A 23,233-nucleotide genomic window follows, 5' to 3' on the forward strand; every position below is an offset into this window, starting at 1 on the left:
TCCGCCCTGGTCAGCGGACCGTACCGTCTAGACGTCCCCCACACCTTCCGCCTCCGGTGAGGAACACGCATGCGCATCGCCCTGCTCCAGAGCTCCGGCCGCCCCGGCCGCGTCGCCGAGAACCTCGAGGTCCTCGACGAGGCCGCCGGCCGCGCCGCCGCCGCGGGAGCCGGACTGCTGGTCGCGCCGGAGCTGTTCCTGACCGGGTACGCGATCGGCGACGACGTCGCCCGTCTCGCCGAGCCCGCCGACGGCGACTCCGCGGACGCGGTCGCCGGACTCGCCGGGCGGCACGGTCTCGCGGTCGCCTACGGATACCCCGAGCGCGACGGCGAGAGGGTGTACAACGCCGCGCAGCTGATCTCCGCCGACGGCGTCCGCCTCGCGAACTACCGCAAGACCCACCTCTTCGGCTGCTTCGAGCGCGACCACTTCACGCCCGGCGACCAGCCCGTCGTCCAGGCCGGACTGGGCGGCCTGACCGTCGGCCTCATGATCTGCTACGACGTCGAGTTCCCGGAGAACGTCCGCGCCCACGCGCTGGCCGGCACCGGCCTGCTGGTGGTGCCGACGGCGCAGATGCACCCCTTCCAGTTCGTCGCCGAGTCGATGATCCCGGTGCGCGCCTTCGAGAACCAGATGTACGTCGCCTACGTCAACCGGGTCGGCAGGGAAGGGGAGTTCGAGTTCGTCGGACTCTCCACCCTGGCCGGCCCCGACGGCGTCGCCCGCGCCCGCGCCGGACGCGGGGAGGAACTCGTGTTCGCCGACGCCGACCCCGCCTTCGTGGCCGCCTCCCGCGAGGCCAACCCGTACCTGCGGGACCGCCGGCCCGGCCTCTACGGGTCCCTGGTCTGAGCCCCCTGCCCCGCCCCCGCCCCCGTCCTCCCTTCCTCGTTGCCGCAAGGAGTCCGCACCCCATGACGTCCACCGTGCCCAACGCCGTCGAGCACGCAGACGAGCAGCAGCCGCCGATCACGATGTTCGGCCCGGACTTCCCGTACGCCTACGACGACTTCCTCGCCCACCCGGCGGGCCTCGGCCAGATACCGGCCACCGAGCACGGCACCGAGGTCGCCGTGATCGGCGGCGGGCTGTCCGGGATCGTCGCCGCCTACGAGCTGATGAAGATGGGCCTCAAGCCCGTCGTGTACGAGGCCGACCGGATCGGCGGGCGGCTGCGCACGGTGGGCTTCGACGGCTGCGACCCCTCGCTGACCGCCGAGATGGGCGCGATGCGCTTCCCGCCGTCCTCCACGGCCCTGCAGCACTACATCGACCTGGTGGGCCTCGAGACCCGCCCGTTCCCCAACCCGCTCGCCGAGGCCACGCCCTCGACCGTCGTCGACCTCAAGGGCGAGTCCCACTACGCCGAGACGATCGACGACCTGCCGCAGGTCTACCGGGACGTCGCCGCCGCCTGGAACAAGTGCCTGGAGGAGGGCGCCGACTTCTCCGACATGAACCGGGCCATGCGCGAGCGCGACGTGCCGCGCATCCGCGAGATCTGGGCGAAGCTCGTCGAGAAGCTCGACAACCAGACCTTCTACGGCTTCCTCTGCGACTCCGAGGCCTTCCGGTCCTTCCGGCACCGCGAGATCTTCGGCCAGGTCGGCTTCGGCACCGGCGGCTGGGACACCGACTTCCCCAACTCCATCCTGGAGATCCTGCGGGTCGTCTACACCGAGGCCGACGACCACCACCGCGGCATCGTCGGCGGCTCCCAGCAGCTGCCGCTGCGGCTGTGGGAGCGCGAGCCGGAGAAGATCGTCCACTGGCCCTACGGCACCTCGCTCGCGGGCCTGCACGAGGGCGGTGAGCCCCGCCCGGCGGTGACCCGCCTCCACCGCACGGCGGGCAACCGCATCACCGTCACCGACGCGAACGGGGACATCCGCACCTACCGGGCCGCCGTCTTCACCGCGCAGTCCTGGATGCTGCTGTCGAAGATCGCCTGCGACGACTCGCTCTTCCCGATCGACCACTGGACGGCGATCGAGCGCACCCACTACATGGAGAGCTCCAAACTCTTCGTCCCCGTCGACCGCCCCTTCTGGCTGGACAAGGCCGTCGACGACAGGGGGAACCCGACGGGCCGGGACGTCATGTCGATGACGCTCACCGACCGCATGACCCGCGGCACCTACCTCCTCGACGACGGCCCGGACAAGCCCGCCGTGATCTGCCTGTCCTACACCTGGTGCGACGACAGCCTGAAGTGGCTGCCGCTGTCCGCGAACGAGCGGATGGAGGTCATGCTCAAGTCGCTCGGCGAGATCTACCCGAACGTCGACATCAGGAAGCACGTCATCGGCAACCCGGTCACCGTCTCCTGGGAGAACGAGCCCTACTTCATGGGCGCGTTCAAGGCCAACCTGCCCGGCCACTACCGCTACCAGCGGCGCCTGTTCACCCACTTCGTGCAGGACCGGCTGCCCGAGGACAAGCGGGGCATCTTCCTCGCCGGCGACGACATCTCCTGGACCGCGGGCTGGGCCGAGGGCGCCGTCCAGACCGCCCTCAACGCGGTGTGGGGCGTGATGCACCACCTCGGCGGGGCGACGGACGCGACCAATCCGGGCCCGGGCGATGTGTACGACGAGATCGCCCCCGTCGAACTGCCGGAGGACTAGGCGGACTTGAGGGAGCGGTGCCGTCCGCCCGACGGGCGGCCGGGACTTTCGCGGTCCGCCCCGGGCCGGCCGGACCCCGCCTTCAGGGCCGGGGCGGGCCGGCGTCGTCCTGCCGGTCCGGCAGGGGGGTCAGGAGCATGCGGCCCGCGAAGCCGACCGCCGCGTCGAGGCGGTCGGTGAACTCCCCCGCGAGGTCCGGGAGACGGCGCAGGGCCCACAGGGCGCGGGCCGCGGACCAGGTGGCCTCGCGGGCCCGCTCCAGGCTCCAGGAGCCGAGCAGGTGGGTGAGCGGATCGGTGATCCGGAGCAGGTCGGGGCCGGGCACCAGGTCCTCGCGCACCCGCTCCTCCAGCGCCGCGAGGAGATCGCCCACCCGGTCGAACTCGTCCTCCAGATCGGCGGGTTCGCAGCCGAGGCTTCGGCAGGCGTCCACGACGGCGAGCGCCAGGTCGTGCCCGACGTGGGCGTTGACGCCCGCGAGCGCGAACTGCAGCGGCCGTACGCCCGGATGGCGGCGGAGCTGGAACAGCGGGCGCCAGCAGGCGGGTGGGCGACGGTCGGCCGTGGCGGCGTCGACGGCCGAGAGGTAGCGCTCCGCGAACCGCACGTCCAGCGTGAGCGCGGCTCGCCGGTCGCTGAACCGGCCCGTGCCGAGGTGACGGTCCGCCTCCTCCGCCACGGCGAGATAGACGCGGTTGAAGACGGCGATCCCGTCCCCCGGCGGGAGGGCCGCGTCGAGGGCGCGCATGCGGGAGAGCACCCCGCCGACGGACGCGCCGGGAGGAGGGACGAACTGTTCCGGGTGCGGCATGCAGGAAGAATCGCAGTCCGGGCCGCGCCCGCGGGCCCGTAGGACCGGTGCTTCCCCGGAACGGGCGAACGGGTCCGTCCGGGGAAGTGGGGACAGGACGAGTGAGCCCCCCCGTGAGCGGTGGGGCGTACGGCAGGGCGTCGCGCCCGCCGTCGCCCGGCCGCTGCCCCCGTCGCCCGGCTGCCGCCGCCCGGCCGCGGGTGCGACCGGGCGGCATCCGCCGTACGCCTACGAGCCGGCGTCGTCGTAGGAACTGGTGCCCTCGTCGAGGAGCGGGGGCTGGGTCTTGAGGTGGGCGGGGGCGAAGGCGCGCAGGGCGTGGTAGCCGGTGATGACGACCAGGGTGCCGAGGGCGATGCCGCTGAGCGAGAAGGTGTCGGTGAACTCCATGGTGACGTTGCCGACGCCGATGATGATGCCCGCGGCGGCCGGGACCAGGTTCAGCGGGTTGCGCAGGTCGACCCCGGCGTTCAGCCAGATCTGGGCGCCGAGCAGGCCGATCATGCCGTACAGGATGACGGTGATGCCGCCGAGGACGCCGCCCGGGATCGCGGCCACCACCGCGCCGAACTTGGGGCACAGGCCGAACAGGAGCGCGAAGCCCGCCGCGGCCCAGTAGGCGGCCGTGGAGTAGACGCGGGTCGCGGCCATCACGCCGATGTTCTCGGAGTACGTGGTGTTGGGCGGGCCGCCGACCGCCGTGGACAGCACGGAGCCGATGCCGTCGGCCGAGATCGCCGTGCCCAGCTTGTCGTCCAGCGGGTCGCCGGTCATCTCGCCGACCGCCTTGACGTGCCCGGCGTTCTCCGCGACCAGTGCGATGACGACGGGCAGGGCCACCAGGATCGCCGACCACTCGAAGCTCGGGCCGTGGAAGGACGGCAGGCCGATCCAGTCGGCCCGGCCCACGGCGGACAGGTCCAGCCGCCAGTGGTCGACGACCTTGCCGCTCGCGTCCGCCGAGTGGATCCGGCCGAAGATCCGGTCGAACGCCCAGGAGATCCCGTAGCCGAAGACCAGGCCGAGGAAGATCGCGATGCGGGACCAGAAGCCGCGCAGGCAGACCACGGCCAGACCGGTGAACAGCATGACCAGCAGGGCCGTCCACTGGTCCTGCGGCCAGTAGGTGGAGGCGGTGACGGGGGCGAGGTTGAAGCCGATCAGCATCACGACCGCGCCCGTCACGACCGGCGGCATCGCGGCGTGGATGATCCGGGCGCCGAACCGCTGCACGGCGACGCCCACCAGGAAGAGCGCGACCCCCACGACGAGGACCGCGCCGGTGACGGTGGCGCTCGTGCCGCCCTGGGCGCGGATGACCGCCGCGACGCCCACGAACGACAGCGAGCAGCCGAGGTAGCTGGGCACCCGGCCGCGGGTCGCGAGCAGGAAGATCACGGTCGCGACGCCCGACATCATGATGGCCAGGTTGGGGTCCAGGCCCATCAGGACGGGGGCCACGAAGGACGCCCCGAACATGGCCACCACGTGCTGGGCGCCGAGGCCGGCCGTGCGGGGCCAGGAGAGCCGCTCGTCGGGGCGGACCACCGCTCCCGGCTCCGGCGTGCGCCCGTCGCCGTGCAGTTTCCAGCGGACGCCAAGATCCATGGTGGGTTTCGCTTTCGTTCGTGCGGCGCGGAAGCCGTTCCGGCGCGGTGCGGAAGCCGTTCGGCGCGGTGCGGTTGTCCGGCCCATTCTCCCGCGGATCCGGAGGGTGAGCGACCGCTTAGGATAGGGGTGATTGTCTCGTACATCTTCCTCGTACGTCCCCTTCGCCTCCAGGAGCCCCGCCCGTGACCGCCGAAGCCCCGGCCGCCCCCGCCCTGTCCCACGGCCGGCTGATGCCCGTCACCGTCCACTTCGACGACCTCGACGCGCTCGGACTGCTGCACAACGCCCGCTATCCGCTGATGGTCGAGCGGGCCTGGACCGAGCTGTGGCAGGAGCACGGCGTGCGCTTCGAGGGCGACTGGACCGCGGCCGGCGACGCCTGCAACGCCGTGAAGGAACTGCGCATCGGCTACGAGGCGCCCGTCACCAGGCCGGGTGCCTACGCCGTCCACCTGTGGCTGGAGCGGCTCGGCAACACCGGCCTGACCTACGGCTTCCGGTTCTGCTCGGCCGACGGGGCGTTCACCTACGCGCACGGCACCCGCGTCCTGGTCCGCCTCGATCCCGCGACCATGCGCCCGGCGCCGTGGAGCGAGACGTTCAGGAGCGCGGGCCGGGCACTGCTGCGTCCCGAGGGCTGACCTTCACGGACGTGCGCTCGCCGCCGCGCAGCACGCCCGCGAACACCACGAGCCCGAACGCCAGCACCGTCACCACGCCGAACGACACCATCAGGCTGGTCGCCTGCGCCACCCCGCCGATCAGGCTCGGCGCGATCAGCCCCGAGGTGTAGGTGATGGTCGCGACGCCCGCGATGGCCTGACTGGGGTTCGGCCCGCTGTGCCCGGCCGCCGCGAAGCACAGCGGGACGACGACGGCGATGCCGAGTCCCATCATCCCGAACCCGCCGATGGCCGTCGCCGGACGGTCCGCCACCACGATCAGCAGTCCGCCCGCGGCGGCCAGCACCCCGCCCGCACGGACCGTGCGGACCGCGCCGAACCGGTTCACCACCGCGTCCCCCACGATCCGGGCCACCGCCATGGTCAGCATGAAACCGGTCGTGCAGGCCGCCGCGAGACCGGCCGAGGCGCCGAGGTGGTCGTCCAGGTAGACCGCCGACCAGTCCAGGCTCGCGCCCTCCGCGAACACCGCGCAGAACCCGACCGCGCCGATCAGCAGCGCCGAGCGGGGCGGCAGGGTGAAGCGCGGCGGGGGCTCCTCGTCCTCGGCGGGCCGCAGGTCGAGCACCCACCGGCAGGCCAGCAGGCCGAGCGCGGTGAGCACGGCCGCCGCCAGGGCGTGGTGCAGGCGCGCGTCCGTGCCCAGGTGCGCGGCGAGGGTGCCGGCCGCCGAGCCGAGCAGCGCGCCCGCGCTCCACATGCCGTGCAGCCCCGACATGATCGACTTGCCGAGCCGCTGCTCGACCTCGACGCCGAGGGCGTTCATCGCCACGTCGGCCATGCCCGCGGTGGCGCCGTAGACGAACATCGCCAGGCACAGGGCGACCATGTCCGGCGCGAGGGAGGGCAGGACCAGCGCCAGCGTCCACAGCGCGAGCAGTCCGCGCAGGGCGGCCCGGCTGCCGAGGCGGTGGGTGATCCGGCCGGCCAGCGGCATGGCGCAGGCCGCGCCGAACGCGGTGAAGGCCAGGGCGAAGCCGAGCTGCCCGGCGCCCACGGACGCGTGGTCCTGGATCCACGGCACCCGCGTGGCGAAGGAGCCGGTGACCGCGCCGTGCACGGTGAACACGGCGGCCACCGCGTACCGGGCCCGCCGCGCCTCCGACGGTGCACAGGTCGCTTCGCTCATCTCCGGGGCCCCTCCTCGCCAGTCCGCCGCCCGGCGCGGTGCCGTGCGCGGGCCGCATCCGTGCGGCGCCCGCGTAAACTATCAGGAACCCTGCCTGATAAATAGAGGCCGGTCCGGGGTGACGCTCCGGCGCCCATGGGAGGATTCCGCGCATGCCCGCATCCCCGAGCACCGCCCGGGCCATCAACGACCGGCTCGCCCTACGGCTCCTGCAGGACGAAGGCCCGCTGACGGCCGGGCAGTTGAAACAGCTCACCGGCCTGTCCCGGCCCACCGTCGCCGACCTCGTCGAACGTCTCACCGCCTCCGGCCTGATCGAGGTCGTGGGGGAGGCGGGGGAGCAGCGGCGCGGCCCGAACGCCCGGCTCCACGGCATCGTCGCGGACCGGGCCCACCTGGCGGCCCTGGACGTCCGCACCGAGGGCGTCGCCGTGCTGGTCTCCGACCTGGTGGGGCGGGTGCTCGCCGAGGCGTCCGTGCCCATCGGCGGCGACCTCGGCACGGGGCCCGCCGTGGAACAGGCGGTGACCCTGGTCGAACGGGCCGTGAAGGAGGCCGGGGCCGGCCGGCTGCACACCGTCGGCATCGGCGCGCCCGGCCTGATCGACCCCGCCAGCGGCGAACTGCGCGACTCCTCCGGCCTGCCCGCCTGGCACCGCCGCCTGGTGGCCGCCCTCCAGGAACGGCTGCCCGCGGCCCGCGTCACCGTCGAGAACGAGACCAACCTCGCCGCCCTGGCCGAACAGCGCGAGGGCGTGGCGCGGGACCGCGACACCTTCGTACTGCTGTGGCTCGGTCACGGCACGGGCGCGGCCGTCGTCCTGGACGGCGCCCTGCGCCGGGGGGCCTCCGGCGGCACCGGCGAGATCGGCTTCCTCCCGGTCCCCGGCACCACCGGCCTGCCCTCGGCCACGGACTGCGCGGGCGGCTTCCACTCCCTGGCCGGCTCGGCGGCGGTCGCGGCGCTGGCGCGCGAGCACGGGCTGGGCCCGGCCCCGGACCCGGTGCCCGGCGAACCGGAGGCGGCCGGCCTGGTGCGGACGGCGGTGGCACGGGTGACCCGGACGGGGGCGGACGCCGGCGCGGGCGACGGCCCCGACACCGCCGGCAGCGCCCCGGGCAGTGGCTCGGGCGGCGACCCCGGTGACGACCTCGGCAGTGGCTCCGGCGGCGCGTCCGCGCGCTTCCTCGACGCCCTCGCCGACCGGCTGGCCATCGGCGCCGCCTCCGTCGTCGCCGTCCTCGACCCCGGATGCGTGGTCCTCGGCGGGGAGGTCGGCCTGGCCGGCGGCGAGACCCTCGCGGCCCGGGTGGCGCAGCGGCTGCGTCGGATGGCGCCGCTCCCCACCCAGGTGCGCCCGAGCCCCCTGGGCGGTGCGGCGGTACTGCGCGGCGCCCTGCTGACGGCACGGGAGTCCGCCCAGGAGGAGTTGTTCGGGGGCCGCGACAGCTGACTTCCGCGGCAGTCGGGTCGCGGGCCCCGCTGACCGGGTCGTGGAGAGACCCGGCGGGTCGCAGGGCCGTCGTCGCCGTCACCGCCCCCGCCGCAGCGGCGAGCGGCGCGGGGCTCGCCCGGTGTCGCGAGGGGGACGGCACGGCCGGTCCCTCTGCGCGGAAGCCGCGCGGCTCCGAAGGAGACCGGAGCGTTGCGTCAGCGGGTATGGACCGAACCCGGAGGGGGGTGTGCCCAGGCCCCGGGCCGGGGCGCCGGACGGCCCGACCGGGATGTCCCGCGCGTCCCCTGTGAGCCACCCCACAGACGTCACCCGCATGGACGCTTACCGGGCGTGGCACACTGGCCCTGTACCTAAAGCAGCGCACTCCGGGGTCGGTGAAATTCCGAACCGGCGGTTACAGTCCGCGACCCGGCCGCCTCCAGCGGCCGGTTGACCAGGTGAAATTCCTGGACCGACGGTTAAAGTCCGGATGGGAGGCAGTGCGCGGCGGGCGGGCATTCGTGCGCGCCGCCGTATCCGTACCCGTCCGCGGACGGGTCTGTCCGGCGTCGCCCCCCGGTGTCCTCACCCGTTTCACTCTGTCGTCATCGACAGGCCCCGGAGTCCGTGCCCCACGAGGCAGGAGGACCCGGGAAGTGTTCACCGGAATCGTCGAAGAACTGGGCGAGATCACCGCCGTCGAGAACCTCGACGACGCCTGTCGCTTCCGCGTCCGCGGCCCCGTCGTCACCGACGGCGCCAAGCACGGTGACTCCATCGCCGTCAACGGCGTCTGCCTCACCGTCGTCGAGCACGAGGGTGACGAGTTCACCGCCGACGTCATGGCCGAGACCCTGAAGCGGTCCAGCCTCGGCGCCCTCGCCGTCGGCTCCCGCGTCAACCTCGAACGCCCCACCGCCGTCGGCGCGCGCCTCGGCGGCCACATCGTGCAGGGCCACGTCGACGGCACCGGACAGGTCCTGGAGCGCACGCCCTCCGCGCACTGGGAGATCGTCAGGATCTCCCTCCCCGCCGACCTCGCCCGGTACGTCGTGGAGAAGGGGTCCATCACCGTCGACGGCATCAGCCTCACGGTCGTGGAGGCCGGCTCCGACCACTTCACCGTCAGCCTCATCCCCACCACCCTCGCCCTGACCACCCTCGGTCTCAAGCAGCCCGGCGACCCGGTCAACCTCGAGGTGGACATCGTCGCCAAGTACGTGGAGCGGCTGATGGCCACCACCGGTGGGGCGGCGAAGTGAACACCCTGAACTCCGAGGCCTTCGTCCTCCTCGACCAGCACATCCTCTGGTCGGACATGATCGGCAACATCTTCGGACTGGCCGCACTCGCACTCGGCTGGCGCCGGTCCCTGTGGAGCTGGCCGGTGCAGTTCCTCTCCGGCCTCATCCTCTTCGGCGCCTTCTTCGGCCACCTCACCGGCAGCGCCGGCAAGCAGGCCGTCGTCATGGCCGTCGCCCTCTACGGCTGGTGGCGGTGGAACCGCGACCGGAGCGGATCCGCCGACGGCCACATCGCCCCGCGCTTCGCCACCTGGCGCGAGCGCGCCGCCATGACCGGCGCCGCCGCCGCCGGCACGGTCGCCGTGGCGCTCCTGTTCACGGCCTACCCCACCCTGTCCTGGGACCCCTGGCCCGACGCCTACATCTTCGTCGGAACCGTCGTCGCCATGTACGCCCAGGCCAAGGGAATGGTCGAGTTCTGGTTCGCCTGGCTCCTCGTCGACATCGTCGGCGTCCCCCTGAACTTCGCCAACGGCTACGCCTTCTCCGGCTTCGTCTACGTCATCTACGGCGCGCTCGTCCTGTGGGGCATGCGCGACTGGTGGCTGCGCTCCCGCAGGGGTACCCGGCCCGCTCTGGAAGGAGCGCCCGCATGAGCACGGCACCCGTCCTCCACACCCCCGACGACATCGAGGAGTTCGCCCTCGACCCCGTCGAGCGGGCCGTCGCCGACATCGCCGCCGGTCGCCCGGTCGTGGTCGTCGACGACGAGAACCGCGAGAACGAGGGCGACCTCGTCATCGCCGCCGAGAAGGCCACCCCCGAGATCGTCGCCTTCATGATGAGCGAGTGCCGCGGGCTGATCTGCGCCCCCATGGAGGGCGACGAACTCGACCGGCTCGAGCTCCCGCAGATGGTCGCGGACAACACCGAGTCGATGAAGACCGCGTTCACCGTCTCCGTCGACGCCTCCGCCGCGCACGGCGTGACCACCGGCATCTCCGCCGCCGACCGCGCCACCACCCTGCGGCTCCTGGCCGACGGCACCGCCGGACCCGCCGACCTCGTCCGCCCCGGCCACGTCTTCCCGCTGCGCGCCAGGCCCGGCGGCGTCCTCGTGCGCAACGGGCACACCGAGGCCGCCGTCGACCTCGCCCGGCTCGCGGGACTGCGGTCGGCCGGCGCCATCGTCGAGATCGCCGGCGAGGACGGCCGCATGCTCCGCCTGCCCGAGCTGATCCCCTTCGCCCGCAAGCACGGCCTGACGATCATCTCCATCGAGGACCTGATCGCCTACCGCCGCACCGCCGAGCCCACCGTCCGCCGCGAGGCCGAGACCCGCCTGCCCACCGTCCACGGCACCTTCACCGCGTACGGCTACCGCTCCACCGTCGACGGCGTCGAGCACGTCGCCCTCGTGCACGGCGAGATCGGCGACGGCAGGGACGTCCTCGTCCGCGTCCACTCCGAGTGCCTCACCGGGGACGTCTTCGGCTCCGCGCGCTGCGACTGCGGCCCCCAGCTCGACGCCTCCCTGGAGCGCATCCAGACCGAGGGCCGGGGCGTCGTGGTCTACCTGCGCGGACACGAGGGCCGCGGCATCGGCCTGCTGTCCAAGCTCCGGGCGTACGAGCTCCAGGAGCGCGGCCGCGACACCCTCGACGCCAACCTGGAACTGGGCCTGCCCGCCGACGCCCGGGACTACGCGGCCGGCGCGCGGATCCTCGACGACCTGGGCGTGCGCAGCGTACGGCTGATGACCAACAACCCCGAGAAGACCGACGCGCTCACCCGGCACGGCATCGAGGTCGCCGCCCGCGAACCGATGCCCGTCCAGGCGGGCGAGCACAACATCCGCTACCTGCGCACCAAGCGGGACCGGATGGGACACGACCTGCCCTGGCTGGACGCGGCTCCCGTGTCCCCCTGCGGCAACCAGTAAGCACAAGTACGTAAGCACGGCACGAGGGAGAGACGTGAGCGGCAAGGGCGCACCGGAGTTGTCCGTACGCAATGTGGGTGACCTCAGGGTCGCCGTCATCGCGGCGCAGTGGCACGAGAAGGTGATGGACGGTCTGGTCGACGGCGCCCTGCGCGCCCTGCACGACCTCGGCATCGACGAGCCGACCCTGCTCCGGGTCCCCGGCAGCTGGGAACTGCCGGTGGTCGCCAAGGTCCTCGCGGGCCGCGGCTACGACGCGATCGTCGCCCTCGGCGTCGTCATCCGCGGCGGGACCCCGCACTTCGAATACGTGTGCCAGGGCGTCGCCCAGGGCCTGACCCAGGTCTCGGTCGACACCGGCGTGCCCGTCGGCTTCGGGGTCCTCACCTGCGACACCGAGGAGCAGGCCCTGGACCGGGCTGGCATCGAGGGCTCCACCGAGGACAAGGGCCACGAGGCGGTGACGGCGGCGGTGGCGACCGCGGCCACCCTGCGCTCAGTATCCGAACCCTGGCGGTAGGCGGCCCCGGACAACGGCTAGGGTGGGACCACCATGTCCAAGAAGACGTTCGAGGAGCTGTTCACCGAGCTCCAGCAGAAGGCCGCCGACGGCGACCCCGCCACTTCCCGCACCGCAGAACTGGTCGGGAAGGGGGTCCACGCCATCGGCAAGAAGGTCGTCGAAGAGGCCGCCGAGGTCTGGATGGCCGCCGAGTACGAGGGCAAGGAAGCCGCAGCCGAGGAGATCTCGCAGCTGCTCTACCACGTCCAGGTGATGATGGTCGCCCGCGGCATCTCGCTGGACGACGTCTACGCCCACCTGTAAGCCCGCCCGCCCCCTCCCGAACAACACCACGCGAAGGAAGCCGACCTCATGCTGCGCATCGCCATCCCCAACAAGGGTTCCCTGTCCGGACCTGCGGGGGAGATGCTGCATGAGGCCGGCTACCAGCAGCGCCGCGAGGCCAAGGAACTGCGGATCGTCGACCCGGAGAACGAGGTCGAGTTCTTCTACCTCCGCCCCCGCGACATCGCGATCTACGTCTCCTCCGGCCGCCTCGACATCGGCATCACCGGCCGCGACCTGCTCGTCGACTCCGGCGCCGACGCCGAGGAGATCCTCCCGCTCGGCTTCGCCCGCTCCACCTTCCGCTTCGCCACCAAGCCCGGCACCGCCGGCGGCGTCGAGGACCTCAAGGGCATGACGGTCGCCACCTCCTACGAGGGGATCGTGGCCAAGCACCTCGCCGACCACGGCATCGACGCCTCCGTCGTCCACCTGGACGGCGCCGTCGAGACCGCCATCGAGCTGGGCGTCGCCGAGGTCATCGCCGACGTCGTCGAGACCGGCACCTCCCTGCGCAACGCGGGCCTGGAGGTCATCGGCGAGCCCATCATGAAGTCCGAGGCCGTCGTCATCCGCCGCACCGGCGCGGACGGCGAGGAGCCCAAGGTCCAGCAGTTCCTGCGCCGCCTCCAGGGCGTCCTGGTCGCCCGCACGTACGTGATGATGGACTACGACTGCCGCGTCGAGCAGCTCGAGAAGGCCGTCGCGCTCACCCCCGGCCTGGAGTCGCCGACCGTCTCCCCGCTGCACAACGAGGGCTGGGTCGCCGTCCGTGCCATGGTCCCCGCCAAGGAGGCGCAGCGGATCATGGACGACCTGTACGACATCGGCGCCCGCGCCATCCTCACCACGGCCATCCACGCCTGCCGACTCTGAGAACCCCGGGAAGATGTCCGACCAGCCCACGCTCCCCGTCACCTTCCGGCCGAGCCGCACCCGCGCGGTGCTCCTCTCGGCCGGAGCGGTGCTCTTCCTCGTCATCTCCGCCGTCGCCCTGCTGCTGGACCTCGGGCCGGGGGAGCGGCTCAGCTTCGTCCTCACCGGCGCCCTCTGCTTCTGGGTCCCGGCCCAGCTGGCCCGGGTCAGGGTCGTCGCCGACGACACCGGTGTCACCGTGGTCAACATCGCGAGCAGGCGGCACCTGGAGTGGGCCGAGATCCTCCAGGTGAACCTCCGGCAGGGCGACCCCTGGGTGTTCCTCGACCTCAGCGACGGCACCAGCCTGCCCGCGCTCGGCATCCAGCCGGGCATCGACAAGCAGCAGGCCATCGCCCACGCACGCGCCCTGCGCGGCCTCGTGGAGGCCCGCTCCGTGCACCGCTCCGACCGGGACCAGGGCTGACGCGGAGCAGGATCAGGGCTGACTCGGGGGCGGCCACCCTGCCGCTGGAGCCCCTGTCTTGATTAATCTGGTGACGGAGGCGTCCCCTTTGCGCCTCCGCCCCCGTCGCGCCCTGCCCGGCGCGCGGGGGGCCCTGCTACCCGAGGAGTGACCCTCTCCGGCGATGGACGGTTCGTCCTGTAGTACCTGCGCCGCCCCCTCCGAAACGGAGGCGGCGGTTTCATGACCATCCCCCTGCTGCTCCTGGCAGCCGCGTTCCTGCTCATCCTCGCCAACGGCTTCTTCGTGGCCGCCGAGTTCGGGCTCGTCACCGTCGAGCGCCAGGAGGCCGAGAAGGCCGCCGCCGAGGGCGACCGACGGGCCCGTACGGTCGTCGAGTCGCTCAAGGAGCTGTCCTTCCAGCTCTCCGGCACCCAGCTCGGCATCACCATCACCTCCCTCGTCGTCGGCATGCTGGCCGAACCGGCACTCGCCGAGCTGCTCGGCGGCCCCCTCACCGCGATCCGCGTCCCCGAGGGCGCCGTCTCCGGGGCGGCCGTCGTCATCGGCATGCTGCTGGCCTCCGCCGTGCAGATGGTGATCGGTGAACTCGTACCGAAGAACTGGGCGGTCTCCAAGCCCCTCCAGGTCGCGCGCTTCGTCGCCGGCCCGCAGCACGCGTTCGCCCGCCTGTTCCGGCCGGTCATCGCCGGCCTCAATGCCGTCGCCAACCGGCTCGTGCGCGCCCTGGGCGTCGAGCCCACCGAGGAGCTGGCCTCCGCCCGCACCCCCGGCGAACTGGTCTCCCTGGCCCGGCACTCCGCCCGGGCCGGCACGCTCGAACAGGACACGGCCGACCTCTTCGTACGGACCCTGTCCCTGGCCGGGCTGACCGCCCAGCACGTGATGACCCCGCGGGTGAAGGTCAGCGCCCTGCAGGCGTCGGCCACCGCCGAGGACGTGGTCAACCTGACCCGCGCCACCGGCCTGTCCCGCTTCCCCGTCTACCGCGAGAAGATCGACGAGATCGTCGGCATGGTCCACCTCAAGGACGCCCTGGCCGTCCCCGTCCACGACCGGCTGCGCACCCCGCTCGGCCGGATCGCCCGCCCGGCCCTGCTGGTCCCCGAGACCCTGCCCGTGCGGCCCCTGCTGGCCCGGCTGCGCAGCGAGCAGCCCATCGCCGTCGTCGTGGACGAGTACGGCGGCACGGCCGGCGTGGTGACCCTGGAGGACATCGTCGAGGAGATCGTCGGCGAGGTCCGCGACGAGCACGACGGCCTGGACACCCCCGAACTGGCCGCCGCCCCGCCCGAGGACGGCAGGCCCGCCTGGGACGTCGACGGCAGCTGCCGGGTCGACACGCTCCGGCGCATCGGCCTCGACGCGCCCGAGGGGCCGTACGAGACGGTCGCCGGGCTCGTCGCCGACCTGCTCGGCCGCATCCCGGCCGTCGGCGACCGGGCCGAGCTGCCCGGCTGGCGGCTGTCGGTCCGCCGCGTCGGCCACTACCGGGCCGAGCGGGTCCGCGTCGTCCGCACCGCCGTGGTCGCGGAGGTCGCCCGATGAGCGTGCTCCAACTCGTCTTCGCGGGCCTGCTCGTGCTCGCGAACGGCTTCTTCGTCGGCGCCGAGTTCGCCCTCGTCTCCGTCCGCCGCAGCCAGATCGAGCCGCTGGGCACCACGCGGGCCCGCCAGGTCCTCCACGGCCTGGAGCACCTGCCGCAGATGATGGCAGCCGCCCAGTTCGGCATCACCGTGTGCTCGCTGACCCTGGGCGCCGTCGCCGAGCCGACGGTGGCCCACCTGCTGGAGCCGGTCTTCGAGGGCATCCACCTGCCGCACGGCATGATCCACCCGCTCGGTTACGTCATCGCCCTGGCGGCCGTGGTCTTCTTCCACCTCGTCGTCGGCGAGATGGTCCCGAAGAACCTCGCCATGGCGGCCCCGGAGAAGGCCGCACTGTGGCTCAGCCCCGGCCTGGTCGCCTTCGCCCGCCTGTGCCGGCCGATCACCGTCGCCCTCGGCGCCTGCGCCCAGGGCATCCTGCGCCTCTTCAGCGTCGAGCCCAAGGACGAGGTCGAGGCCGTCTTCACGAGCGAGCAGCTCAACCGGCTGGTGGAGGACTCCGGCCAGGCCGGCCTGCTCGATCCCGAGGAGCAGGAGCGGCTGGAGGACGCGCTGGAACTGGGCTCCCGCCCGGTCACCGACGTCCTGCTCAAGCGCGAGTCGCTGGTGACGGTCCCGCCGTCGGTCACGCCCGGGCAGATCGTCGCCCTCACCGCCCGCACCGGCTACTCCCGCTTCCCCGTCGCCGCGGAGAACGGCGCCTTCATGGGCTACCTCCACGTGAAGGACGTCCTCGACCTCGAGGAGTCCGACCGGGCGGTCCCCCAGCAGGTGTGGCGTCCGATGACCAAGCTCCGTTCCGAACTGCCGCTCGACGACGCGCTGACGGTGATGCGCCGGGCGGCGACGCACCTGGCGCAGGTCGCGGACGCCTCGGGCAGGGTGCTCGGGCTGGTCGCCCTGGAGGACGTCCTGGAGCTGCTGGTGGGCGAGGTGACGGACCCCGCCCACCGGGGCTATCCCGAGGTGGTGATGGCGACCTAGGGTCCGGCCGGCCGGGTCGCCGGGGCGGGGCGGTCGCACGGGCCCGCCCCGCCCGCGGGAACCGGGGGAGGGCCCGGACGGCTCCGGCCGGGAGCCCGATCGATCCCGTGTGCACCCCGTCGGGGGAACACGCTGGATCGTCGGGCTCCTCCCCTCCTACGGTGGCGCCATGAGCGATCATCCGGAAGCGCCGGTCACGCCCGTCGAGGCCTACGAACCCCCCTACTACGTGGCGGTGTTCACCACCGTGCGAACCCAGGAGCAGAGCGGCTACAGCGAGACCGTCGCACGTATGGAGGACCTGGTGAAGGAGATCCCCGGATACCTGGGGATGGACCACGCGCAGACTCCCGGCGGCCTGGGCATCACCGTCGGGTACTTCCGCGACGGCGACGCCCTCACGAAGTGGCGGGGCGACACCGAGCACCGCGCGGCGCAAAGGCGCGGGCGAGCGGAGTGGTACCGGAGCTACACGCTGCACGTGGCGAAGGTGGAACGCAGCCACGCGTTCACGCGGGGACGGAGCCCGGCAACAGACTGACCGGCACCGCCCCGCGACCGCCCCGCCACCGGCGCACCCCGCACGTCCACGTCCAGCCGCCCCCCTCGGCCCGGCGCACCCGGGCGGCACGCACCCGACGCCCCGGTGCCCGGGCCCGTCCCCCGGGCGGACGACGGTAAGGCGACGACGGATCTAGGCCGGGTCCTGCGGCCCGCGTCCCGACAGCACCTCTCCGTACGCCTGCATCAGGTCCGGCAGCCGCAGGGTCGACAGGTCGTCGCGGGTCAGGGTCCCCGGGTACGTCGACAGCCGCAGGTCCCGGTAGGCGCAGCTCTTCTCGTACAGGGTCCGCAGGAACCGTCCGTTGCCCAGTTCGTCGATCCACCCCTGGTCCACCACGTGCCCGGCGATCGACCGCAGCTCGTCCAGCGTCTCCTCGTCCCACACGTCCCCGTTGTCCGCCGCGAGCACCTCGCCGATCGAGGTGAGCTCGAGGGGCCGGTACGACGGGAAGTCGACGCGGGTCGTGAAGCGGGACGACAGGCCGGGGTTCGCCGCGAGCAGCCGGTCCATGCCCTCGGGATAGCCGGCCAGGATCACCACCAGGTGGTCCCGGTTGTCCTCGGCCCGCTTCAGGAGCACCTGCAGGGCCTCGTCCCCGTACGCGTCCCCCTTGCCGTAGCCGGAGTTGGACAGGGAGTACGCCTCGTCCACGAAGAGGACGCCGCCCAGCGCGGAGTCGATCAGCTCGTTGGCCTTCACGGCGGTCTGGCCCAGGTACTCGCCGACGAGGTCGGCCCGCTGGGCCTCCACGAGGTGGTCGCCGCCGAGCAGCCCGAGGGCGTAGAAGACGCGGCCGAGGATGCGGGCCACCGTGGTCTTGCCGGTTCCGGAGGGGCCGGAGAAGACGAAGTGCCGCTTCGGCGGCTGGACCGGCAGCCCCTGCCCGGCCCGCAGCCGGGCCATGTTCAGCTGCGCGGACAGGGCCTTGACCTGCCGTTTCACCGGCTCCAGACCCACCATGCGCTCCAGTTCGGTGAGCGCCTCCTCCAGTAACGCCGGGTCGGTGGGGCCGGGCGGCAGGACCGGGGGAACGACGGTCTTCTCCCGCACGGCCGGGTCGGCCACCGTAGGGAGGGGACCGGCGGGCGGCAGGTCGGAGGGGTCGCCGAGCCTCAGGTCCCGGCCCTCGGTGCCGAACAGCGGGTCCAGGACGTCCGCCCCGTCCCCGACGTCCTGACCGACTCCGGCCAGGGTGACGGAGGCCAGGTCGCCCGTGTCGTCGTAGCCGTCGCCCTCGGCGATCGCGGCGAGCCGGGCCGAGGTGTCCATGAAGGCGGGATCGACCCGGTGCACGGCCCGGTACAGGGGGAGCGCGGCGGCGGAACGGCCGGTGCCCTCGTGCGCGCGGGCCAGCCAGTACCGCAACTCCTTGCGCTGCGGCTGTTCGCTGCGGCAGCGCATGAGCGCCGTCGACAGCAGCGGCTCGGCCTGTCCGTACATCTCCAGCCGGACCCGGGCCATGCCGCCGAAGAGGCCGGCCTCGATACCGAGGAGGGGGTCGTCGAGGAGCGGGTCGGTGTGCCGGACGAGCTGCTCCCAGTCCTTGACCAGGTAGGCGCGGCAGGCGTGCAGGAAGCGGACGTGGTGGTCGGCGTCGACGGGCGGGAGGCCCGCCAGCGCCCGGTCCAGCTCGGGCACGTGCCGGCCGTCCAGCCAGTGCGAGGCGTGCGCGAGGAGCAGGTCGCGGGGGCTCTCCAGCACGGGCTGCACCCACCAGCCCAGCCAGTACCAGGAGTTGAGGGTGCGGCGGTGCCGGGTGCGCTGTTCGCCGAAGCGGTCGCGGTGCCGGAACATCCTGAGCAGCGCGGTCGTCGTGTCGACGCGCAGCGCATGCAGGCCGAGCCAGCCGTCGGCCATGCCGGGATCGATCCGCACCGCGTCGCGGAACTCCTCCTCCGCCTGCGGATACGCGCCCATGGTGTAGGCGTCCACGCCTCGTAGCCAGGCGAGGTCGGCCGGGGCCTCGGGGCCCCGCGTGCCGAAGTCCATCACGTCCCCCACGAACCGTGCCCCCGTCGGTATGCCACCGGGCCGGAGCCCATCGGCTGCGATGGTCGAACCGCTGTGCCGCGGACCGGAGTTGCCAGGTGCGCGCAGCAGTCGCCGGCAGGTCGCACCGAGGGCATCGTACCTGCGGGGGAGCACCCCGCCGAAGGGTGCCGCACAGCCCGTTCGGCGAGGTGGGAGCAGAAGGGGCGCACCGTCGCACGGTGACCCTGGGTGAGCGAACGGCGCCACGGCGCGTCGGTGAAACGGGCCGGAAGGGGAGTGCGCGGGCAGAACGAAGCCCCCGGTCACGGGGGAACAACCGGGGGCTTCGCGACTGCGGGCGGCTCTCCTGCCGCACATTGAGAACGTAAGTCCTGTACGGGGCGCCGGTCAAGCCGAGTTGAAGCACTTGGCGGAGTTCGAACGCAAGGCCCTTCACGCTTTCACCACATCGCGGACGATCCCTCACCCTGTGTGACGACGTGGTGTGCTCAGCGCGTTCCCACGGGCCCCGGCAGCACCTCGTACCCCTCCGGCAACTGCCGTACCACACTGTGCGCGTACGGCCTCGACGGATCCCCGGCGAAATGTCGCGCCTCCGCCTCGACCCATCCGTCCCAGAACTCCCGCTGGTCCTCCCCGTCCCGGGCCCGCCCGCGGGCCCAGGCCTCCTCGCGCGGCAGCTCCATCCACAGCAGGTGGGCCAGGTGCGGCCGCAGGGCGCGACGGCCGGCGCCGACCCCCTCGACCAGGACCACCGGGGCCGGGGGGAGCGGGCGGGGCGGGCCGAACCCGCGGGCGCGCCAGTCGTAGGGGGCGTAGTGCGCCGTCTCGCCGCGGCCGAGCGGCTCGATCACCTGGGCCAGCAACCGCCCGGTCCACGCGAACAGTTCGTCGTGGGTCGCGAGGTCGTCCAGGTGCAGCACGGGCACCCCGCCCGACGCCTCGGCCAGCCGCTCCGCGAACGTGGACTTGCCCGAGCCGGCGTGCCCGTCGACGCCGATCAGGCGGACCGGGCCGCAGGACGGCGGCAGGCTGCGGAGCCGGGAGGCGAGCTGGCGGATGGCGGTTCCTGGCGGAGGTGGAGGTGAGGGGGCGAGGGGGCGGGCCGGACAAGTCTAGCGGTGCGGCTCCGCCCTCCCGCAGGTCACGCCAGTGGACCAGACCGATATTGCCGGGCGCGGCGCGGGCGGAAGTGCTGGCGGGCCCGCCCGCCTCCCGCCATAGTTGGCGCACACCGCACACCGCACACCGCACACCGCACACCGCACACCGCACACCGCACACCGGATCCGCTCCGACTCGGACACCCTGGGAGTCTTTCGCTCATGAGCAGAGCCGAACAGCCGTCCAGGAGGGCCGAACGGCTCTCCGACCGAATCGACCAGCCGTCCCGCCGGACACTCCTCGCCGCCGCGGTCGTCGCCGCCGTGGCGGGCGGCGCGGCCCCCGCGGTGGCCGAGGCCGCCGTCCCCGCCGTCCCCGCCGGGCCCGCGGGCCCGGCCACGATGCCGGGCGCGGCACCGGGCGCGGTGCCGGAAGGGGGGCCGGGTGCGGCCCCGCGCCGCCCCGTCGAGTACCACTCCTGGACCACGTACACCGACTGGCGCTCCGGCGCCGCGGCGGGCACCCGCGCCGTCGCCGGCGTCCGGCCCGGGCTGGTCCTCGCGACCCCGGCCGGGACCACCGACTACACCGACCCGCACACCGGCACCACCGCCGCCTGGGAGTACGCGACCTGGACCTCTCCCGTCCACCGGTTCGCCGTCCCCGCCACCGAGGCGATCGCCTCCTGGAACGCCGCCGCACCGGCCGGCACCTGGCTCCAGATCGAGCTGAAGGCCGGCTACTCCGACGGCACGGACACCCCCTGGTACGTGATGGGCCGGTGGGCCGCCGGCGACCAGGACGTCAAGCGGACCTCCGTCGACGGACAGACCGACGGCAGGAGCACCGTGTGGACGGACACCCTCGCGGTCGACGACGCGGCCACGGGCCTGCGCCTCACGTCGTACCGGCTGCGCCTGACCCTGCACCGCAGGCCCGGCACGAAGCTCACCCCGACCGTGTGGCGGGCGGGCGCGATGGGCTCCGACGTCCCGGACCGCTTCACCGTCCCGGCCTCGGTGCCGGGTCTCGCGCGGGAACTGGTCGTCCCGCGCTACTCGCAGGAGATCCACGCCGGCCAGTACCCCGAGTACGACAACGGCGGCGAGGCCTGGTGCAGCCCCACCTCCTCGCAGATGATCATCGAGTACTGGGGCGGCCGCCTCACCCCGGAGCAACTGGCCTGGGTCGACCCCGCGTACGCCGACCCGCAGGTGTGCCACGCGGCCCGCCACACCTTCGACCACCAGTACGAGGGCTGCGGCAACTGGCCGTTCAACGCGGCCTACGCCGCCACGTTCGATGACCTCCAGGGCGTGGTGACCCGGCTCGGCTCCCTCACCGACCTGGAGACGCTGATCGCGGCCGGCATCCCGGCCATCACCTCGCAGTCCTTCCTGAAGGAGGAGCTGACGGGCGCGGGGTACGGGACCGCCGGCCACCTGATGACCGTGATCGGCTTCACCGCGGACGGCGACGTGATCGCCAACGACCCGGCCTCGCCGAGCGATCCGGCGGTGCGGCGCGTCTACCGGCGGCGGGAGTTCGAGAACATCTGGCTGCGGACCAAGCGGTACAACGCCGGCGGCAAGGTCGCGTCGGGCACCGGAGGCGTCTGCTACCTCTACTTCCCGGCACGTCCGAGCGCCCTCCAGCGCAGGGCGCTCGCGGCGGTCGGGGTGCGCTGAGCCCCGCTCCGCCCGGGGGCGGCCCTCGTCGCGGTGCCCGCCGCGACGAGGCCCGCCCCCGTGTGAGCAAGCTCTCGGCCGCAAAAGCCCCGCACGGTGGCAAGGTGGACGGCCCGGGGGAAGACCGCCGTCCACCGCACGCACGACCGTCAGTGAGAGACCATGACCGCGCACACCGCCGCCGCCACTGCCACCCGCACCCGTACCGGCGGGCCCGTGGACGACGGTCCGAAGATCTTCGAGCACGTCATGGGATGGGTCCTGGTCGTCGTGGTGGCGATGCTCGTGACCCGGCTGGGCCTGGTCTGACGCCGGCGCGGGAGCACTGCCCGCGGGGCCGGGACCGCCGCGCCCGGACCCGATTCGACCTGACATACTGACGTCGTCCCGCCGAGCGTTGTGGAGCCAGGGTCGACATTGAACATCAGCCAGCAGCGTGACGCGTCCCGTCCCCGACCGCGCGGCACCGAACGCTCACTGGCGCGTCGCGCCGAACTCATCGCCATCGGGCGGAGGTTGTTCGCCGACACGTCCTACGACGCGCTCTCCATGGACGACATCGCCCGGCAGGCGCACGTCGCCAAGGGGCTGATCTACTACTACTTCCGGTCCAAGCGCGGCTACTACCTGGCGATCATCCAGGACTCCGTCGCCGACCTGGTCTCCTTCGCGGCGAGCGGCGCGGAACTGCCCCAGGTGGACCGGGTCCACCGCACGATCGACGGCTACCTGCGCTTCGCCGAGCACCACCAGGCCGCCTACCGCACCATCGTCAGCGGAGGCGTCGGCTTCGACGCCGAGGTGCACGCCATCCGCGACGGGGTGCGCGAGGCGATCGTGGCCACCATCGCCGAGGGCGCCTACGGCCGCAGCGACATCCCGGCGCTGCCCCGCATGAGCCTGCTGTCCTGGGTGTGCAGCGTGGAGGGCGCCACCCTCGACTGGATCCACCGCCCCGAGCTCTCCCGCGAGACCATGCGCGACCTCCTCGTGAGGACCCTGGGCGGCGCCCTGCGCGCCGTCGAGGAACTCGACGGCGCCTTCCCGGCCCCGAAGCCGGCCCGGCGCGAGTCCTGAACCGCCCCCGGGGCGAAGGCTCCTGGTCCTCCGCCCCGAGTGCCCCTCCGGGACCGGCCGGCTGACGGCCTCGATCAGCTCATCGCCCGCGGTGTCCCCGCTCGCCTCCCGGAAGAGGGCCCCGCCCGGACCCTGCCGCTTCTCGTGCGCCGCCTTCGCCACGAGGGCCGCCGGGACGCCGCGACCCGACCGGCCGTCAACGCACTCCGGCGCACCCCGGGCCTGTCGCGGGGCGCCTGGTCCCGAGCGGCCCGCGGTCCTCGATCCTCGGAACCCTGCTCGTACGTCCCCGTGGCCCCGGACCGGTCGCGGTGCCGCCCGGGGCCGCGGGCGTTCGGGCACCCCCCGTCGATGCCGCCGGAGGAGCACGGGACCTCGAGACAGGGGTGCCCTTCTGGGCATGAACGCGATAACGCGGCGTCGAAAGCGTGAGAGACCCGGAGCGGTTCGATCGCCGGTGCGGACCGATCGCCTCCGCTCGGACCGTGCGACCGCCGCCTCCCGCGGGCATACTCACCGCGCCGGGCCGCAGGCCGGC

At 73.2% G+C, this 23,233-nt stretch carries 22 protein-coding genes and 1 riboswitch; of the genes, 17 read left to right on the forward strand and 5 right to left on the reverse strand.

What is annotated here, in order from left to right:
* The first annotated feature begins 69 nt into the window (after positions 1 to 69).
* Together ACF09K_RS26850 and ACF09K_RS26855 are read left to right on the forward strand one after the other, a co-directional pair.
* Positions 70 to 858, forward strand: coding sequence for a carbon-nitrogen hydrolase family protein (locus tag ACF09K_RS26850; protein ID WP_392247457.1), 789 nt, complete (start codon positions 70 to 72; stop codon positions 856 to 858).
* 62 nt (positions 859 to 920) lie between these two features.
* The gene (locus ACF09K_RS26855; protein WP_392247458.1) at positions 921 to 2,633 is read left to right on the forward strand and encodes a flavin monoamine oxidase family protein; all 1,713 of its coding nucleotides are present in this window, start codon (positions 921 to 923) and stop codon (positions 2,631 to 2,633) included.
* 82 nt (positions 2,634 to 2,715) lie between these two features.
* On the opposite strand, the gene ACF09K_RS26860 is transcribed toward ACF09K_RS26855, so the two are convergent.
* Both ACF09K_RS26860 and ACF09K_RS26865 read right to left on the reverse strand, forming a co-directional pair.
* Entirely contained in the window at positions 2,716 to 3,444 is a 729-nt protein-coding gene (locus tag ACF09K_RS26860; RefSeq protein WP_392247460.1) for a DUF5995 family protein, read from the reverse strand.
* Between the two features lie 228 nt (positions 3,445 to 3,672).
* Complete coding sequence (locus ACF09K_RS26865) at positions 3,673 to 5,052, reverse strand: uracil-xanthine permease family protein (protein WP_392247461.1); 1,380 nt, start codon at positions 5,050 to 5,052, stop codon at positions 3,673 to 3,675.
* Between the two features lie 185 nt (positions 5,053 to 5,237).
* Between ACF09K_RS26865 and ACF09K_RS26870 the strand changes: the two genes are divergently transcribed.
* Positions 5,238 to 5,696 carry an acyl-CoA thioesterase gene (locus tag ACF09K_RS26870; RefSeq protein ID WP_392247463.1) on the forward strand — a complete coding sequence of 153 codons (459 nt, stop codon included), beginning with the start codon at positions 5,238 to 5,240 and terminating at the stop codon, positions 5,694 to 5,696.
* Here the strand turns inward: ACF09K_RS26870 and ACF09K_RS26875 are convergent.
* On the reverse strand, positions 5,656 to 6,867 hold the full coding sequence (locus ACF09K_RS26875; RefSeq protein ID WP_392247464.1) for an MFS transporter: 1,212 nt from the start codon (positions 6,865 to 6,867) through the stop codon (positions 5,656 to 5,658). The two genes, ACF09K_RS26870 and ACF09K_RS26875, sit on opposite strands and share 41 nt — an antisense overlap.
* 152 nt (positions 6,868 to 7,019) lie before the next feature.
* Here ACF09K_RS26875 and ACF09K_RS26880 point away from each other — a divergent pair, with 152 nt between their 5' ends.
* The 11 genes from ACF09K_RS26880 to ACF09K_RS26930 all read left to right on the forward strand — a co-directional run bounded on the left by ACF09K_RS26880 (position 7,020) and on the right by ACF09K_RS26930 (position 16,810).
* Positions 7,020 to 8,321 carry an ROK family transcriptional regulator gene (locus ACF09K_RS26880; protein WP_392247465.1) on the forward strand — a complete coding sequence of 434 codons (1,302 nt, stop codon included), beginning with the start codon at positions 7,020 to 7,022 and terminating at the stop codon, positions 8,319 to 8,321.
* Between the two features lie 359 nt (positions 8,322 to 8,680).
* Positions 8,681 to 8,811, forward strand: a riboswitch (FMN riboswitch).
* 148 nt (positions 8,812 to 8,959) lie between these two features.
* Positions 8,960 to 9,565: a riboflavin synthase gene (locus ACF09K_RS26885; protein WP_392247466.1), complete on the forward strand. Its 606-nt coding sequence runs from the start codon at positions 8,960 to 8,962 to the stop codon at positions 9,563 to 9,565.
* Positions 9,562 to 10,203, forward strand: a complete 642-nt coding sequence (locus ACF09K_RS26890; RefSeq protein WP_392247467.1) for a nicotinamide riboside transporter PnuC — start codon at positions 9,562 to 9,564, stop codon at positions 10,201 to 10,203. The genes ACF09K_RS26885 and ACF09K_RS26890 overlap by 4 nt, the downstream gene beginning before the upstream one ends.
* Positions 10,200 to 11,489 carry a bifunctional 3,4-dihydroxy-2-butanone-4-phosphate synthase/GTP cyclohydrolase II gene (locus tag ACF09K_RS26895; protein ID WP_392247469.1) on the forward strand — a complete coding sequence of 430 codons (1,290 nt, stop codon included), beginning with the start codon at positions 10,200 to 10,202 and terminating at the stop codon, positions 11,487 to 11,489. The genes ACF09K_RS26890 and ACF09K_RS26895 overlap by 4 nt, the downstream gene beginning before the upstream one ends.
* 34 nt (positions 11,490 to 11,523) lie before the next feature.
* Positions 11,524 to 12,009 (forward strand): 6,7-dimethyl-8-ribityllumazine synthase, encoded by a 486-nt coding sequence (ribH, locus tag ACF09K_RS26900; RefSeq protein WP_392247471.1) that lies wholly within the window; start codon positions 11,524 to 11,526, stop codon positions 12,007 to 12,009.
* A 33-nt stretch (positions 12,010 to 12,042) separates the two neighbouring features.
* On the forward strand, positions 12,043 to 12,315 hold the full coding sequence (locus ACF09K_RS26905; RefSeq protein ID WP_062704494.1) for a phosphoribosyl-ATP diphosphatase: 273 nt from the start codon (positions 12,043 to 12,045) through the stop codon (positions 12,313 to 12,315).
* A gap of 48 nt (positions 12,316 to 12,363) precedes the next feature.
* Entirely contained in the window at positions 12,364 to 13,212 is an 849-nt protein-coding gene (gene hisG, locus ACF09K_RS26910) for an ATP phosphoribosyltransferase (RefSeq protein WP_392247473.1), read from the forward strand.
* Positions 13,213 to 13,225: 13 nt separating this feature from the next.
* Complete coding sequence (locus ACF09K_RS26915) at positions 13,226 to 13,678, forward strand: PH domain-containing protein (protein WP_392247475.1); 453 nt, start codon at positions 13,226 to 13,228, stop codon at positions 13,676 to 13,678.
* Between the two features lie 222 nt (positions 13,679 to 13,900).
* Positions 13,901 to 15,226: a hemolysin family protein gene (locus ACF09K_RS26920; RefSeq protein WP_392247477.1), complete on the forward strand. Its 1,326-nt coding sequence runs from the start codon at positions 13,901 to 13,903 to the stop codon at positions 15,224 to 15,226.
* Positions 15,223 to 16,269: a hemolysin family protein gene (locus ACF09K_RS26925; RefSeq protein ID WP_392247478.1), complete on the forward strand. Its 1,047-nt coding sequence runs from the start codon at positions 15,223 to 15,225 to the stop codon at positions 16,267 to 16,269. The genes ACF09K_RS26920 and ACF09K_RS26925 overlap by 4 nt, the downstream gene beginning before the upstream one ends.
* 169 nt (positions 16,270 to 16,438) lie before the next feature.
* Complete coding sequence (locus tag ACF09K_RS26930; RefSeq protein WP_392247480.1) at positions 16,439 to 16,810, forward strand: antibiotic biosynthesis monooxygenase family protein; 372 nt, start codon at positions 16,439 to 16,441, stop codon at positions 16,808 to 16,810.
* A 153-nt stretch (positions 16,811 to 16,963) separates the two neighbouring features.
* Here the strand turns inward: ACF09K_RS26930 and ACF09K_RS26935 are convergent, their stop codons facing one another.
* Positions 16,964 to 18,823, reverse strand: a complete 1,860-nt coding sequence (locus tag ACF09K_RS26935; protein ID WP_392247481.1) for an AAA family ATPase — start codon at positions 18,821 to 18,823, stop codon at positions 16,964 to 16,966.
* Between the two features lie 491 nt (positions 18,824 to 19,314).
* Positions 19,315 to 19,887: a uridine kinase gene (locus tag ACF09K_RS26940; protein ID WP_392247558.1), complete on the reverse strand. Its 573-nt coding sequence runs from the start codon at positions 19,885 to 19,887 to the stop codon at positions 19,315 to 19,317.
* A gap of 264 nt (positions 19,888 to 20,151) precedes the next feature.
* Here ACF09K_RS26940 and ACF09K_RS26945 point away from each other — a divergent pair, with 264 nt between their 5' ends.
* The 3 genes from ACF09K_RS26945 (at position 20,152) to ACF09K_RS26955 (ending at position 22,695) form a co-directional block, all read left to right on the forward strand.
* Positions 20,152 to 21,618, forward strand: a complete 1,467-nt coding sequence (locus ACF09K_RS26945; RefSeq protein ID WP_392247483.1) for a peptidase C39 family protein — start codon at positions 20,152 to 20,154, stop codon at positions 21,616 to 21,618.
* A gap of 162 nt (positions 21,619 to 21,780) precedes the next feature.
* A complete protein-coding gene (locus ACF09K_RS26950; protein ID WP_392247485.1) occupies positions 21,781 to 21,927 on the forward strand; it encodes an SCO1431 family membrane protein in 147 nt (48 codons plus the stop codon).
* A gap of 108 nt (positions 21,928 to 22,035) precedes the next feature.
* Positions 22,036 to 22,695, forward strand: a complete 660-nt coding sequence (locus ACF09K_RS26955; protein ID WP_392247486.1) for a TetR/AcrR family transcriptional regulator — start codon at positions 22,036 to 22,038, stop codon at positions 22,693 to 22,695.
* Positions 22,696 to 23,233: the final 538 nt, after the last annotated feature.

Origin of the sequence: Streptomyces sp. NPDC014882 (assembly GCF_043081325.1) — a bacterium.
In the GTDB taxonomy this organism is placed as follows: Bacteria; Actinomycetota; Actinomycetes; order Streptomycetales; family Streptomycetaceae; genus Streptomyces.